Origin of the sequence: Corynebacterium bovis DSM 20582 = CIP 54.80 (assembly GCF_030408615.1) — a bacterium.
Classification (GTDB): domain Bacteria; phylum Actinomycetota; class Actinomycetes; order Mycobacteriales; family Mycobacteriaceae; genus Corynebacterium; species Corynebacterium bovis.
The window spans coordinates 1,010,972-1,026,531 of record NZ_CP047187.1; the positions used below are offsets into that span (position 1 = coordinate 1,010,972).

Sequence of the window (15,560 nt, forward strand, 5' to 3'; positions counted from 1 at the left end):
AGCCGCGTCGGACCCGCGTCGGAGCCGTGTTCCGGGACGTCCGTGCGGCACGATGGAGGGGTGAGCGAGACACCGAGCACGCACAGTAGAGACCGTTCCACCGGGGCCCACGGGGGAGACCGCACGTCGACCCCCGGCACGACCCCGTCGGGGACCCCCGGCACCCCCGGGACGACAGGGGCCCCCGCGACGACCGCGGCGGCGGGGGCCGTCGTCCCCGCTGTCGCCGAGGACCTCGTCCTCGACATGAGGGAGGTGTCCCTCGTCCGGGGCGGGCGGACGCTCGTCGCTCCGCTGACCTGGCAGGTCGAACTCGACGAGCGGTGGGTCGTCATCGGCCCGAACGGGGCGGGGAAGACGAGCCTCATGCGGATGGCGGGGGCGCAGGAGTTCCCGACGACGGGCAGCGTCACCATCGTCGGCGAGCGGATGGGGAGGGTCGACCTGCGGGAGATCCGCACGGCCGTGGGGATGGCGTCGTCGGCCCTCGCCCACCGGGTCCCGGACGCCGAGCGGGTGGCGGACATCGTCATCTCCGCCGGTCACGACGTCCTCGGCCGGTGGCGGGAGCCGTACGACGACGTCGACCGCGAGCGGGCCGTGACCATCCTCGAGCAGGTCGGGGCCTACCACCTCGCCGACCGGGACTGGGGGACGCTCAGCGAGGGGGAGCGCAAGCGCGTGCTCATCGCCCGCGCCCTCATGACCGACCCGGAGCTGCTGCTCCTCGACGAACCGGGGGCGGGCCTCGACCTCGGCGGACGGGAGGACCTCGTCGTCCTCCTCAGCGAGCTCGCGGAGGACCCGGACGCCCCGGCGATCGTCATGGTGACCCACCACGTGGAGGAGATCCCGCCCGGGTTCACCCACGCGCTGCTCCTCGACGAGGGGGAGTGCGTCGCCCAGGGGCTGATCGACGACGTCATGACGGCGGAGAACCTCACGCGCACCTACCACCAGCCGATCTCGCTCACCCGGCAGGACGGCCGGTACTTCGCCCGGCGGGCCCGACGCGGGGGGACGCACCGCGGCTGACGGGACTGGGTAGTCTGGACCGTGACATCCGCGGAGGAAAGGGGTCGGTCACGATGGACGACGGTCGCGGGACGCCCGGCGGTGACGACGCCGGCGTGGACGGTGCGGACACGACGGGTGCCGTGGACACTCCGGGTGCCGCGGACAGGACGGACACGGCAGGCGCCGGGGACGGTGCGGGTGGCGCGGTCGGCCGCCGCCCCGGGGGGCTGCTCGGCCCCGTGGCCCCGCGCCACGCCTCGACGGTCATCCTGCTCCGGGACACCCTGAGCGGACCGGAGGTCTACGTCCAGGAACGCGCGAGCACGATGCGCTTCTGCGCGGACATGACCGTGTTCCCCGGCGGCGGGGTGGACTCCCGTGACCTGCCCGGTGACGTCGACGGCGACGGCCGGGACTCCCCGGACATCCGGTGGCGGGGCCCGGACGTCGACTGGTGGGCCGAACGCCTGGGGACGACGCCGGACATGTCCCGCGCCCTGGTGTGCGCCGCCGTCCGGGAGACCTTCGAGGAGACGGGCACGCTGCTCGCCGGTCACGCCGGTGGCGGCGTCGTCGCCGAGACCGCCCCGTACCGCGAGGAGCGGGCCCTCCTGGAGAACCACCGCCTGGCCTTCACCGACTTCATGGACCGGCACGACCTCGTGCTCCGCACGGACCTGCTGCGTCCGTGGGCGAACTGGGTCACCCCGGAGGAGCAGCCGATCCGGTACGACACGGCCTTCTTCGTCGCCCGCCTCCCGGAGGGGCAGGACACCTCGGGTGACACCCGGGAGGCGACGTCGACCGGCTGGTTCCGTCCGTCGACCCTCCTCGACGGCTGGCGGAGCCGGAAGATCTACCTCATGCCGCCGACGTGGGCGCAGCTCAAGCTCCTCGACACGTTCCGGACGGTGCCGGAGATCATGGACTTCGCCGCGGGGCTGCGGGTCGACCCGGTGCGTGAGGAGCCGGTCGACGAGCCCTACATGGCGGAGTACTACCTGCTGGAGACCCGGATGTACGGCTACCCGAACCGGGTGTTCGCGCCGGGGATGAAGTTCGCCGTCGACCCGGCACACCTTCCCCCCGACCCCTTCGCCGAGTGACCCCGCGCCGGATGCCCGACGACAGAACCGACGACACGACCGACGAGGAGCACTGACCCCGCCGCATGAGCTACACCCACGAGGACCTCGACTGGCTGATCGGCCACCCGGAGGCGGTCGCGGCGGCGGAGGAGCTGCCGCTCACCCGGCGGACGTCGGTGGCGGACGTCGCGTCCCTGCGCGCCCGGTTCGGCGACCACGCCCGGGCGCTCGCGGAGCTCGTCACCGCCCGGCGGGGCGCGGTGTCGAAGGTCCCCGCCGGGTGGCTGGTCTGCTCGGAGTCCGCGCAGCAGGCCACGCCCGCGGCGGTCGCGGCGGTGCGGGCCCGGTACCTCGCCGACCAGGGGGTGGACGCGGTCGTCGACGTCACGTGCTCCGTCGGCACCGAGCTCGCGGCGCTCCGGGGGCGGGTCGCCGACGTCGTCGGGGCGGACCTCGACGGCGTGCGGCTGCGCATGGCCGCGCGGAACGTGCCCGGGGTGCCGCTCGTCCGGGCGGACGCGCTCGACGCGGTCGTCACCGCGGGGGTCGTCGTCGCCGACCCGGCGCGCCGGGGTGCCCGGGGGAGGATCACCGACCCGGCGGCGCTCATGCCCCCGTTGCCCGACCTCCTCGCCGCGTACGCGGGGCGGGAGATGGCGGTGAAGTGCGCCCCGGGGATCGACTACACGGACTGGGAGGGGCAGGTCGACATCGTCAGCGTCGACGGCGAGGTCAAGGAGGCGTGCCTGTACACCCCGGGGCTCGGGGTCCCGGGGCGACGGCGCGCGGTCGTCGTCCGCCGGGGCGGCGGTGGCGGGCCCGGGGCGGGGGACGGGTCCGGTCCGGGGGATGCGGGGGTCGCCGACGGGGTGACGACGCTGCACTCCGGGATGCCGGAGACGGACGGGGAGGCGTCGCCCGTCGGGGAGGTCATCGTCGACCCCGACGGTGCGGTGGTGCGCGCCGGGCTGGTCCGGCACTACGCGGCCCGGCACGGCCTGCGGCAGCTCGACCCGAGGATCGCGTACCTCACGGGGGAGACCGTCCCGCCGGGGGTGCGCGGGTTCCGCGTGCTCGAGCAGGTCCCGCTGAAGAAGCTCCGGCCGGCGTTGGCGGCGGCGGGGTGCGGGTCGGTGGAGATCCTCGTGCGCGGGGTGGACGTCGACCCCGACGTGCTGCGCCGGAAGCTGCGGCTGACCGGCGACCGGGCGTTGAGTGTCGTCGTCACCCGGATCGACCGCAGCCCGGTGGCGTTCGTCTGTGAGGCGGTCCGGGGCTGACGGCCGCGGCGACGGGCGCCGGGGTGCACCACGGTCGGGGGTGGTGATATTTCAATATTTTTTTCGCTGACACCGTCGCGGGGTGGGAACCGAATGTGCAGGTGAGCCGGGTGTGGGCGGACCGTGGTCGTGAAAACGCCGCCGGACGAGGTCAACTGTGCCTTACATCACGCGGGCCGGACGCTAGGATGGACGGGAGCAACCTAACGTCTACCCAAGTCAGGAAGGCCAACGAATGTCGAACATCGTGGTTCTGGTCAAGCAGGTGCCGGACACCTACTCCGAGCGCAAGCTGAAGGACGATGACTTCACCCTCGACCGCGAGAACGCCGACGCGGTCCTCGACGAGATCAACGAGAACGCCGTCGAGGCTGCGCTGCAGCTCAAGGAGGCCGACGACTCCCGCAACGTGGTCGTCCTCTCCGTCGGCCCGCAGCGCGCGACCGAGGCCCTCCGCAAGGCCCTCTCCCTCGGGTGCGACGAGGCGATCCTCGTCACCGACGACGCCCTCGCCGGCTCCGACGCCCTCGGCACCGCCTGGGCGCTGTCCAACGCGATCAACCTCGTCGACGACATCGAGCTCATCATCTGCGGCAACTCCTCCACCGACGGTGGCGCCGGCGCCGTGCCCGGGCTGCTGTCCGAGTACCGCCAGATCCCGGCCCTGACCCACCTCCGCTCCCTGACGGTCGAGGGCGGCACGGTCTCCGGTGAGCGCGTCACCGAGGACGGCGTGTACTCCGTCGAGGCCCCGACCCCGGCCATCGTCTCCGTCACGGAGAAGGCGAACACCCCGCGCTTCGCCGTCTTCAAGGGCATCATGGCCGCGAAGAAGAAGACGATCCGCGAGGTCGACCTCGCCGAGATCGGCGTCGACCCGTCGAACGTCGGCCTCGCGAACGCCGCGACGTCCGTCTCCTCCTCCACCCCGAAGCCCCCGAAGAGCGCCGGCGAGATCATCACCGACGAGGGCGACGGCGGCACGAAGCTCGTCGAGTACCTGGTCGCCCAGAAGCTCGTCTGACACCCCCGGACCGACCCACCGGCAGCACCGCTGCCACCGCACCACACCCGAGAAACAGATAGAAGAGGTTGAATCCCATGACGAATGTCCTGGTCCTGGTCGAGCACACCCAGGGTGAGCTGAAGAACACCACCCTCGAGCTGATCACGGCCGCCCGCGTCTTCGGTGACGTCGGCGCCGTCGTCGTCGGCGCCCCCGGCACGACCGAGAAGCTCCAGTCCGGTCTCGCCGAGGCCGGCGCGGAGACCATCTACGCCGCGGAGTCCGACTCCGCCGACTCCCTCGTCGTCACCCCCGCGGTCGACGCGCTGTCCGGGCTCGCCGCACAGCTGCAGGTCCCGGTCGTCATCGCGTCCACCGCGACGGGCAACGAGGTCGCCGGCCGCGTCGGCGCCCGCGTCGCGTCGGGCGTCCTCTACGACCAGATCGAGATCAAGGAGGACCGCACCGCCACCGGCTCCATCTTCGGCGGCGACTTCACGGTCACCTCCTCCGCCGGCGGCGCGTCCCCGGTCTTCACGCTGCGTGCCGGGTCCGTCGACCCGGAGCCGCAGGCCGCCGCGGGCACCGTCCAGGCCGTCGAGCTGCCCGAGCCGGGCCCGACCGCGGTGAAGATCACCAACTTCGCCCCCGCCGAGCAGGGCGACCGCCCGGAGCTCACCGAGGCGAAGATCGTCGTCTCCGGTGGCCGCGGCGTCGCCGGCCCGGAGGGCTTCCACGACGTCGTCGAGCCGCTCGCCGACGTCCTCGGTGCCGCGGTCGGCGCGTCCCGTGCCGCCGTCGACGCCGACTACTACCCGGGCAAGTTCCAGGTCGGCCAGACCGGTAAGACGGTCTCCCCGAACCTGTACATCGCCCTGGGCATCTCCGGCGCCATCCAGCACAAGGCCGGCATGCAGACGTCCAAGACGATCGTCGCCGTGAACAAGGACGAGGAGGCCGGCATCTTCGAGATCGCTGACTTCGGCGTCGTCGGCGACCTCTTCACGGTCGCCCCGCAGGCCACCGAGGAGCTCAAGAAGCGCAAGTGACACCGGTGACCGCCCCGTGAGGGGCGGCCCCGGTGGACCCGACCGTGCCCCGGGCCGGTCGGCCGGTCACGACCCCCGCCCGTCACGGTCGGGGGTCGACCCACGTCACCCCGGCTGAGCGGCGGACAGAAGCAGGAGAGACCACGTGGAAACACTCGTCATCGTCACCGCCCTCATGTTCGCCACCGTGCTCGTCGTCGCCGTGGGTGAACGCCTCCGGCTCCCGTGGCCGGTCCTGCTCACGGTGCTCGCCGCCGGGACCCTGTTCATCCCCGGCATGCCCGAGGTGACGATCGACAACGAGCTCATCCTCCCGCTCTTCCTGCCCCCGCTGCTGTGGGCGCTGGCCCGCCGCACGTCGTGGGGCATGTTCCGCGCCCAGTGGCGCACCATCATCGGGCTGTCCGTGCTCCTCGTCTTCGCGAGCGTCGCCGCCGTCACCGGCACGATGATGCTCATCGCCCCCGGCATGGGCTTCCTCGCGGCGATGGCCCTCGGGGCGGCCGTCGCCCCACCGGACCCGGTGAGCGTCGAGGCGGTCGCGGAGCCGGCGGGCATCCCGCGGCGCATCATCGGCACGCTCCAGACGGAGGGGCTGTTCAACGACGCCGCGTCCCTCGTCGCCTTCACCGTCGCGGTGAGCGCGCTCCAGATGGGCGACGAGATCCACTGGGGGGCGGCCACCCTGCAGTTCCTCTACACCGCGATCGTCGCCGTCGTCCTCGGACTCGTCGTCGGCCGGGTCTCGTCGGTCCTGCTCGGCTGGCTCGGGTCGCCGACGGCGGGCAACGCGCTGACGTGGGTGCTGCCGTTCGCGACGTACGTCCTCGCCGAGGAGCTCCACGCCTCGGGCGTCATCGCCGTCGTCGTCGCCGCCGTCGAGCTGAGTTCCCGGGCGGACGCCACGGCGTCGGACGCCCGGTTGTCGGGCCGGGCGTTCTGGGACGTCACCGAGCTGCTCATCACGGGGCTCGCGTTCGGCCTCATGGGCTTCAGTCTGCGGCAGGCCCTCAGCCACCCCGAGGTCGACATCATGCAGGCGGTCGCGTGGGGCGTCGCCGTCTCCCTCGTGCTCGGGGTCGTGCGTGCCCTGTGGATGACGGTGGTGTGGCGGATCAACATCCACCAGGGCCGGTTGCACGTCGCCCCGTCGCGGTTCGCCGACGTCGTCATCCTCACGTGGTCGGGGATGCGCGGCCTCGTCACGCTCGCGCTCGTGCTGTCCATGAGCGGGGCGCTCTTCCCGCGGCACCACGAGTTCACGGTCGTCGCGTTCGTCGTCCTGACCTGCACGATGATCATCCCCGGGCTCACCCTCCCCGGGCTCGTGACGCTGCTGGGACGTCACGTCGACCTCGAGGACAGCACCGACGCGGCGACCGAGGACGCGCTCGACGACGCCTACGACGCCGCGATGGATGTGCTGCGGGGGTACGTCGACGAGTTCCCGCCCGAGGTCGTCGCCCGGGTCGCCGACAGGCTCGCGACGATCCGCTCCACCGGCTCCTTCGACGACGGCGACGCCGACGAGCCCGACCCCGACGAGAGCGACGACGAGCGGCGCCGGCGGATCCGCGAGCAGACCCGCCTCGTCGCGGAGGTCCGCCGCGAGGCCCTCGAGGCCGCGCAGCGCACCCTCACCGCCGCCCGGTTCCGGCCCGGGGTCGACCCGTCCGCCATCAACGACAAGCTCCACGAGCTCGACGTGCGCATCGTCGCCCTCCCGCCGACAGGCCCGTCCGGGCCGGCGGTGACCGGCGGGGAGCGGGGCCGGCGTGCGTGACGTGACCGGGACCGGCGGAGCGACCGGGGCAGGCGGAGCGACCGGGGCAGGCGGCGTGACCGGGCCGGGACCGCGGCGGGTCTACGCCGACCACGCCGCGACCTCGCCGCTGCGGCCCGCCGCCGCCGAGGCGCAGCGTCGGACCGAGAACCTCCTCAACCCGGCCGGGCAGTACGCGTCCGGGCGGGAGGCGCGGCGGGTGCTGGAGGAGTCCCGGGAGGAGATCGCCGCGCTCCTCGGGGCGGACCCCGTCGAGGTCGTCTTCACCGCGTCCGGCACCGAGGCCGACGGGATCGCCCTGCAGGGGCTGGCCTTCGCATCCCGGCGGCGGCGCGGGGCGCGCACCGTCGTCGCCCCGGAGACCGAGCACCCCGCGGTGGGGGAGACCGTCGCGTGGCTCACCGGCGACGTCCTCGGCTTCGACCACGCCGTGCTCCCCGTCGACGCCGACGGCCGGCCGGCCGTCCCGGACGTCGCCGACCTCGACCCCGCCCGCGACGCCGTCGTCACCGCGATGTGGGCGAACAACGAGACCGGGGCCGTCACGGACGTCGCCGGGATCACCGCCGCCTGCGCCCGCGCCGACGTGCCCGTCCACGTGGACGCGGTGCAGGCGGTGGGCCACCTGCCCGTCGACTTCCACCGCCTCGGGGCGACGACCCTCGCGGCGAGCGCCCACAAGTTCGGCGGGCCGCGCTCCGCCGGGATCCTCCTCGTCCGCCGCGACGCGGTGCTGGACAGTCCGCTGCGCGGCGGCGGGCAGGAACGGGGGCTGCGGCCGGGGACCGTCGACGTGCGGGCGGCCGCGGGGACCGCCGCCGCCCTCGCCGCGGCGTGCCGGGACATGGAGGCCGAGGCCGCCCGGGTCGGGGCGCTGCGTGACCGGGTCCTCGCGTGCGTCCGCGGCATCGACGGCGCCCGGGTGTGGACCACGGAGCCCGCCCTGCCCGGCCACGCGCACATGAGCTTCCCCGGGGCGGAGGGGGACAGCCTCATCATGCTGCTCGACGCCGCCGGGATCGACGCCGCGACGGGGTCGGCGTGCTCCGCCGGGGTCAACCGCGCGAGTCACGTGCTCACCGCGATGGGCGTCCCGGTCGAGGTCGCGCGCGGGGCGTTGCGTCTCACCCTGGGGCACACGACGACGGAGGAGGACGTCGCGCGGATCGTCGAGGTCCTGCCCGGGGTCGTGGAGCGTGCGCGGGCCGCGGGGATGGCCTACTGAGGGGTTGCCGGGCCGGGCCTGTCCGGCCCGGGGTGTACGGTGTGACGACGAGATGAACGACGTGGCCACGGGCCCGGACGGTCGTGGCCACCGGTGCGGAAGGGGAGATCATGAGGGTCGTCGCCGCCATGAGCGGCGGGGTGGATTCGGCGGTCGCCGCCGCCCGCGCCGTCGCGGCCGGGCACGAGGTCGTCGGGGTGCACCTCGCCCTGTCCCGGAGTCCCGAGGCCGTGCGGGCCGGGTCCCGGGGGTGCTGTTCGCTGGAGGACTCCGCCGACGCGCGGCGGGTCGCCGACCTGCTCGGTATCCCGTTCTACGTGTGGGACTTCTCCGACCGCTTCGCCGCGGACGTCATCGACGACTTCGTGGAGTCCTACGGCATCGGGGAGACGCCGAACCCGTGCCTGCGGTGCAACGAGAAGATCAAGTTCGAGGCGCTGCTCGACCGCGCGGTCGCCCTGGGGTTCGACGCCGTCGCCACGGGCCACTACGCGCGGCTCGACGGCGGGGTCCTGCGCCGGGGGGTCGACGCGGCCAAGGACCAGTCCTACGTGCTGGGCGTGCTCGACGACGCCCAGCTGCGCCACTGCCTCTTCCCGGTCGGTGACACCGTCAAGCCGGACATCCGCGCGGAGGCCGGGGCGTTGGGCATGGGTGTGGCGACGAAACCCGACAGCCACGACATCTGTTTCATCCCCGACGGGGACACGCGCGCGTTCCTCGGCCGGCACATCGGGGTGCGCCCGGGGGCGGTGCAGGACACGACCGGGGAGCACCTCGGCGACCACGACGGGGTCCACGGGTTCACGATCGGCCAGCGCAAGGGCCTCGGACTGCCCGGGCCGGCCCCGGACGGCCGACCGCGCTACGTGACGGACATCGACGCGACGACGGGGACGGTGACCGTCGGGACCCGGGAGGACCTCCGGACCGGGAGCATCACCGCGGACCGCCTCAAGCGGCTCGACCCGGAGGTGCACGGCCGCCGGTTCCGCTGCGAGGTGCAGGTGCGTGCCCACGGCGGTGTCGTCCCCGCCGTCGCCCGGATCGTCGACGACACCGGCCCCGTGACCCCCGCCGGCCGGCGGAAGCGGGACGGGGAGGCGCCGTACCGACTCGAGCTCGACCTGCTGGAGCCGCTGGAGGGGGTCGCCCGGGGGCAGGCGGCCGTCGTGTACCGGCCGGACGACGACGGCGACGTGCTGCTCGGGTCCGGGACGATCAGCGCCACCGGGCCGTGGGCCGGGGAGCCCACCGGCGCCGACGCGGACGCCGGTGCCACCGGTGCCGCCGGGGCGGCGGTCCGGTGAGGCTCGGCTGGTGGGAGGACTCCCCGACGACGCACCGGTCGCTGCGGGAGGCGATGACCTCCGCGCTCACCCGGACCGTCGACGTCGACGAGGACACCGGTGTCCCGCCGGTCCTCAGCCTGCCGCGGCTCGCCGACGGTGTCGTCGAACACGGGATGACGGCGCTCGGGGCGGCGATGGGCCAGATCCCGCTGCACCCCACCCCGCGCGGGTGGGAGCTCGACGCCCACGCCTCCCTGCGGTTCCGCCGCGCGCGGGGGCACGTGCGTGAGCTGCTGGACCTCACGGGGGAGATGCTCGGCGAGGGCCGGCTCGGTGAGGGCGGCCGCGTGATGGTGCACGTCCCCGGGCCGTGGACGGTCGGGGCGCAGGTCGAGTACCGGGGGCGGCCGGTCGTCGCCGACCGGCCGGCGTTCCGGGACACCGCGCTGACGCTCGCCGCGGGCGTGGCGGACGCCCGGCGGACGGTCGCCGGGCTCGTCGGCCCGGGGTGCGGGGTGGTCGTCGCCGTCCATGAACCGGCGCTACCCGGCGTCGTCGCCGGGCTCCCGGGGCCGACGCGGTGGGACGGGGTGGACCCGGTGGACCGCGGTGTCGTCGCCGCGGTGCTGCGCCGTTTCCTCGGGACTGTCGGCAGCGGCGACGCCGGGGAGGTCACGACCGTCCTCGACCCGGGCGCCGTCGACCCGGCGGTCCTCACCACGCTCGGCGAGGCCGGGGCGGGCCGGCTCGTCGTCCCGGAGGCGACGGTCGCGACGACCGCCGGCGCGGACGCCGTCGGCGCCCTCATCGGGGACGGTCAGGGCATCGGGTGGGCGGTCGACCCCGCCGGGCGGGCGGTCGCCGACGCCGACGACGTCGCCCGGGCGCTCATCCGCCAGTGGGACCGCTGGACGTTCGCCCCCGGGGACCTGACGTCGACCGTCGACCTCGTCGTCGCCGGTCCGCGGGGGAGCGCCCGGGGCGTCGGGGACGGCCGCGCCGTCGCCGGCCGGACGCCCGCGGAGGCCGCCGAGGCCGCGGCGCTCGTGCGGACCGCCGCCGCCCTGCTCCACCGGAACTGAGCCCCCGCCCGGCCGGTCACGCTCCGGGGATCCCCGCCCGCCGGCCCCCGCCCGGCCGGTCACGCTCCCGGCCGCTCGCCCGGTCACGCTCCCGGGTGCCCCGGCCCGGTGCGACCCCGCGGCCGGTCAGTCCTCCTGCCCGGCCACGCCGGGCGCGATGCCGAGGGCGTCGGGACCGCCGTCGAGCAGCGTCGTGAACTGCTCCTCCGTGAGCACCGGGACGCCGAGCTCCTCGGCCTTCGCGAGCTTCGACCCGGCCTTCTCCCCGGCGACGACGTACGAGGTCCTCCTCGACACCGACCCCGACGCCTTGCCGCCACGGGACTCCACGGCCTCCTTCGCCGCGGTCCGGTCGTACGTGTCGAGGCTGCCGGTGACGACGACGGTGAGCCCCTCGAGCACCTGCTCGGGGCGGTCGGCCTCCGCCTCCCCGGAGAGCACGGCGTCGTCCTCCATCCGCACCCCGGCCGCGCGCCACGCCTCGACGATCTCCCGGTGCCACGGGACGGAGAACCAGTCCCGCACGGACTCGGCGATGGTCGGGCCGACGCCGTCGATCTGCGCCATCTCGTCGACGGAGGCGTCCGCGATCCGGTCCACGGACCCGATCCGCGAGGCCAGGGCCTTCGCGGCCGTCGGACCGACGTGGCGGATCGACAGGGCGACGAGGACCCGCCACAGGTCCGTCGACCGGACCTCCCGCAGCGTGGCGAGCAGCGTCCTCCCGGCGCGGTTCACCGCCCCGGTCGTCGTCGTGTAGGCGTTGGTCCGGGCGAGGTCCGCCTCGGTGAGGGAGAACAGCGCCCCCTCGTCCGGGAGCACGCCGGAGGCGATGAGGTCGTGCGCCGCCCGCTCACCGAGGGAGTCGATGTCGAACGCCCCGCGCCCGGCGAGGTAGTTCAGCCGGTTCTGCAGCTGGCCGGGGCAGTACCGGGTCTGGGGGCAGCGCCAGTCGGCGTCGCCGTCCTTCGCCGGGGCGAGCGGGGTGCCGCACTCGGGGCACAGCGACGGGTAGACGAACTGCCGCTCGTGGCCGTCCCGGTGGTCCTCCACGGGGCCGAGGACCTCGGGGATGACCTCGCCGGCCTTGCGGATCATGATGCGGTCGCCGATCATGACGCCCTTGCGGTGCGCCTCGGTGGGGTTGTGGAGGGTCGCCATCTCGACCGTCGACCCGGCGACGTACTTCGGCACCATGACCGCGTACGGCGTCGCCCGCCCCGTCCGGCCGATACCGACCCGGATCGACCGGAGCGTCGTCATCGCCTCCTCCGGCGGGTACTTGTAGGCCACGGCCCAGCGGGGCGCGCGCGACGTCGCGCCGAGCTCCCGCTGTTCCCCGAGGTCGTCGACCTTGACGACGACCCCGTCCATCTCGTGGGCGGCGTCGTGCCGGTGTTCACCCCACCACTCGACCTGCTCGACGACCTCGTCGACGGTGTGCACCTGCCGGGTGTAGGGGCTCACCGGGAGCCCCCACGCCGCGATCGCCCGGTACGCCTCGTGCTGGGAGGTGGGGGAGAAGCCCTCGCGGGCGCCGATGCCGTGGCAGATGAGCCGCAGTGGGCGCTTCGCCGTCTCCTCCGGGTTCTTCTGCCGCATGGCGCCGGCCGCGGCGTTGCGGGGGTTGGCGAACATCTTCAGGCCCAGCGCCTGCCGGTCGCTGTTCATCGTCGCGAAGTCCTCGACGGAGATGTAGACCTCGCCCCGGATCTCGACGAGCGCGGGGACCGGGAACTCGTCGGTGCCGGTGAGCTCCTCCGGGATGTCGGCGATGACCCGGGCGTTGTGCGTGATGTCCTCGCCCGTCGTGCCGTCGCCCCGGGTGAGGGCGAGGTCGAGGCGCCCGTCGATGTAGAGCAGGTTGATCGACGCGCCGTCGATCTTCAGCTCGGTGAGGTAGGTCTCCGCCGGGGTGCGGTGGAGCCACGCGACGAGCTCGTCCCGGCTGAAGACGTTGTCCAGGCTGAGCATCCGCTCCCGGTGGTCGACGTTGCGGAACAGCGTCGGGTCCGGGGCGGGGGCGACCTCCTCGGTCGGGCTCGGCCCCGTCACGGCCTCGGGGTGCCGTTCCTCCAGGTCGCGCAGCTCGCGCAGCAGCCGGTCGAACTCGGCGTCCTCGATCTCCGGGTCCCCGTAGTAGTAGAGCTGACGGTGGTGCCGGACGGCCTCCGCGAGCTCGTCCCACCGGGTGCGGGCCTCGGCGGTGGACAGGTCGCCGCCGGGGCTCCGGTCGGGCGTGGGGGCGTGGTCGTCGTTCCGGTCCTCGGTAGTCACGGGGGCCATCCTAACGGTCCCGCGGGACACCGCAGGCGGTGTCCGGCCCACCGGCTACAGTGACAGCCATGAGCACCGCACCCCGCTTCGACCCGAGCCGCATGCTGGGGTTCGACCTCGAGACGACCGGCACGGACCCCCGCACGGCCCGCATCGTCACCAGCGCCCTCGTCAGTATCGACGGCCGTCAGCGTGACGACCTCGAACTCCTCGCCGACCCCGGGGTGGAGATCCCGGAGGAGGCGACCGCCGTGCACGGCATCAGCACCGCCCACGCCCGTGAGCACGGCCGCCCCCACGACGAGGTCCTGGCCGAGACCGTGGAGCGCATCCGGCGCGGGTGGGAGGACGGGGCGACGCTCATCGTCTTCAACGCCGCCTACGACCTCACGGTGCTCCGGTCGCTCGACCCGGGGTTCACCGTCGACGGGCTCGTCGTCGACCCCTACGTCATCGACCGGGCCAAGGACCGCTACCGGAAGGGCAACCGGAAGCTCTCGACCGTCTGCGCGCACTACGGGGTGGAGCTCGACAACGCCCACGAGGCCACCGCCGACGCCGTCGCGGCCGCCCGCGTCGCCTGGAAGCTCTCCCGGGCCTTCCCGGAGATCACCCGCATGGACGCGGGGGAGCTGATGATCGCCCAGTCCACCTGGTACTACGAGGAGCAGACCGACCTCCAGCGGTACTTCACCGAGAAGGGCCGGGACATCACCGTCAACACCTCGTGGCCGGTGGAGTCCTGACCGGCGGTAGAATTCCGGCATGACACCTGCGCCTGACGCCAGCCCATCCGGCTCCGACCACCCCGGCCCCGCGCCGGCCGGCGGCCCCGGCTCCGCGCCGGGCGACCCGGGCGCGATGACCCCCGGGCGCTACCTCCGGGACATCGTCAGCGCCCCGGTCTACCGGGTCGCCCGGCACACCCCGCTCGACCCGATGCCCGCCCTGTCCGCCCGCCTCGGCCACACGGTGCTGCTCAAGCGGGAGGACCTCCAGCCGGTCCACAGCTTCAAGATCCGCGGCGCCTTCACCCGCATGGCGGCGCTGTCGGAGGAGGAGCGGCGCGCCGGGGTGGTCACGGCCTCGGCGGGCAACCACGCCCAGGGCGTCGCCCTGTCCGGCAGTGAGCTCGGCATCCGGTCGGTCATCGTCATGCCGGTGACCACCCCGTCGATCAAGGTCGACGCCGTCCGGGCGTTCGGCGGCGAGGTCGTCCTCTCCGGGGAGAGCTTCGACGAGGCGAAGGGCCACGCCGAGCACCTCCGGGACACCGAGGGGCTGACGTACGTCCCGCCGTTCGACGACGCCGCGGTCATCGCCGGGCAGGGCACCGCGGGCCTCGAGATCTTCCAGGACTGCGCGGAGGTCGACCGGGTGTTCGTCCCCGTCGGCGGGGGCGGTCTCGCGGCGGGGGTCGCCGTGCTCCTCAAGCAGCTGCGGCCGGGGATCGTCGTCGTCGGCGTCGAACCGGAGGAGTCGGCGTGCCTCACGGCCGCCCTCGAGGCCGGGCACCCCGTCCCCCTCGAGCGCGTCAGCCTCTACGCGGAGGGTGTGGCGGTCAAGCAGATCGGGACGGAGCCCTTCCGGCTGTGCCGGGAGTACCTCGACGAGGTGGTGACGGTGAGTTCCGACGAGATCAGCGCCGCGGTGAAGGACATCTTCGACGACACCCGCGCCATCGCGGAGCCGGCCGGGGCGGTGGCGACGGCCGGGCTCAAGCGGTACGTCGCCGACCACGACGTGGAGGGCGAGACCCTCGTGACGGTGCTGTCCGGGGCGAACATCAACTTCCACTCGCTGCGCTACATCTCCGAGCGCGCGGAGCTCGGTGAGGGCGGCGAGGCCTTCTACGCGGTGACGATCCCCGAGGTCCAGGGCTCGTTCCTGCGGTTCTGCGACATCCTCGGCGGCCGGTCGGTGACGGAGTTCAACTACCGCCTCGGGGACCGCACGCCCGGGTCCCCGGCCGCCGCGACCGCCCGGGTGTTCGTCGGTGTCCAGCTGAAGAACGGACGGGAGGAGCGCGACGCCATCGCCGCGTCGCTCCGGGAGGCCGGGTACGACGTCGTCGACCTGTCCGACGACGACCTCGCCAAGGAGCACGTGCGGTACATGGTCGGCGGCCGTCCCGCCGAGACGGTCAGTGAGCGGGCGTTCTCCTTCGAGTTCCCCGAGCACCCGCGGGCGCTCCTGCGGTTCCTCACGGTCCTCGGGACGCGGTGGAACATCACGGCCTTCCACTACCGCAGCCAGGGCATGGACTACGGGCGGGTCTTCGTGACCTTCGAGGGGGTCGACGGCGACGAGACGTTCAACGCCCACCTCACCGAGCTGGGCTACCACGTCACCGACGTCACGGACAGCCCGGCGTACACGCTGTTCCTGCAGCCGTGGTGACCGCCGGGGGGCGGGGCTGAGCCCGGGTCGCCGGCGCCGGTCCCGGGGAGGGGGCTGATCC

Annotated in this window: 12 protein-coding genes; 11 read left to right on the forward strand and 1 reads right to left on the reverse strand. The window is 74.0% G+C overall.

The window, feature by feature from the left end; translation table 11 throughout:
* Positions 1 to 60: 60 nt before the first annotated feature.
* From CBOVI_RS04010 to CBOVI_RS04050, 9 genes are all read left to right on the forward strand, one after another.
* Positions 61 to 1,035, forward strand: a complete 975-nt coding sequence (locus tag CBOVI_RS04010) for an ABC transporter ATP-binding protein (protein WP_010266622.1) — start codon at positions 61 to 63, stop codon at positions 1,033 to 1,035.
* Between the two features lie 53 nt (positions 1,036 to 1,088).
* Positions 1,089 to 2,123, forward strand: coding sequence for an NUDIX hydrolase (locus CBOVI_RS04015; protein WP_010266618.1), 1,035 nt, complete (start codon positions 1,089 to 1,091; stop codon positions 2,121 to 2,123).
* A gap of 65 nt (positions 2,124 to 2,188) precedes the next feature.
* The gene (locus CBOVI_RS04020; RefSeq protein ID WP_010266612.1) at positions 2,189 to 3,385 is read left to right on the forward strand and encodes a class I SAM-dependent methyltransferase; all 1,197 of its coding nucleotides are present in this window, start codon (positions 2,189 to 2,191) and stop codon (positions 3,383 to 3,385) included.
* A gap of 235 nt (positions 3,386 to 3,620) precedes the next feature.
* Positions 3,621 to 4,409, forward strand: coding sequence for an electron transfer flavoprotein subunit beta/FixA family protein (locus CBOVI_RS04025; RefSeq protein ID WP_010266609.1), 789 nt, complete (start codon positions 3,621 to 3,623; stop codon positions 4,407 to 4,409).
* A 77-nt stretch (positions 4,410 to 4,486) separates the two neighbouring features.
* Complete coding sequence (locus CBOVI_RS04030) at positions 4,487 to 5,440, forward strand: electron transfer flavoprotein subunit alpha/FixB family protein (RefSeq protein ID WP_010266604.1); 954 nt, start codon at positions 4,487 to 4,489, stop codon at positions 5,438 to 5,440.
* A 145-nt stretch (positions 5,441 to 5,585) separates the two neighbouring features.
* A complete protein-coding gene (locus CBOVI_RS04035; protein WP_010266601.1) occupies positions 5,586 to 7,223 on the forward strand; it encodes a cation:proton antiporter in 1,638 nt (545 codons plus the stop codon).
* 55 nt (positions 7,224 to 7,278) lie between these two features.
* Positions 7,279 to 8,448 (forward strand): cysteine desulfurase family protein, encoded by a 1,170-nt coding sequence (locus CBOVI_RS04040; protein WP_125185763.1) that lies wholly within the window; start codon positions 7,279 to 7,281, stop codon positions 8,446 to 8,448.
* A 110-nt stretch (positions 8,449 to 8,558) separates the two neighbouring features.
* On the forward strand, positions 8,559 to 9,758 hold the full coding sequence (gene mnmA, locus CBOVI_RS04045; RefSeq protein ID WP_029157997.1) for a tRNA 2-thiouridine(34) synthase MnmA: 1,200 nt from the start codon (positions 8,559 to 8,561) through the stop codon (positions 9,756 to 9,758).
* Positions 9,755 to 10,822, forward strand: coding sequence for a uroporphyrinogen decarboxylase/cobalamine-independent methonine synthase family protein (locus CBOVI_RS04050; RefSeq protein ID WP_125187096.1), 1,068 nt, complete (start codon positions 9,755 to 9,757; stop codon positions 10,820 to 10,822). The genes mnmA and CBOVI_RS04050 overlap by 4 nt, the downstream gene beginning before the upstream one ends.
* A gap of 126 nt (positions 10,823 to 10,948) precedes the next feature.
* Here CBOVI_RS04050 and ligA read toward each other — a convergent pair whose 3' ends face one another.
* Complete coding sequence (ligA, locus tag CBOVI_RS04055) at positions 10,949 to 13,108, reverse strand: NAD-dependent DNA ligase LigA (protein WP_010269270.1); 2,160 nt, start codon at positions 13,106 to 13,108, stop codon at positions 10,949 to 10,951.
* 59 nt (positions 13,109 to 13,167) lie between these two features.
* On the opposite strand from ligA, the gene CBOVI_RS04060 reads away from it, so the two are divergent.
* A complete protein-coding gene (locus tag CBOVI_RS04060) occupies positions 13,168 to 13,845 on the forward strand; it encodes a 3'-5' exonuclease (RefSeq protein WP_010269273.1) in 678 nt (225 codons plus the stop codon).
* A 115-nt stretch (positions 13,846 to 13,960) separates the two neighbouring features.
* The gene (ilvA, locus tag CBOVI_RS04065; protein WP_010269277.1) at positions 13,961 to 15,499 is read left to right on the forward strand and encodes a threonine ammonia-lyase, biosynthetic; all 1,539 of its coding nucleotides are present in this window, start codon (positions 13,961 to 13,963) and stop codon (positions 15,497 to 15,499) included.
* Positions 15,500 to 15,560 lie beyond the last annotated feature (61 nt).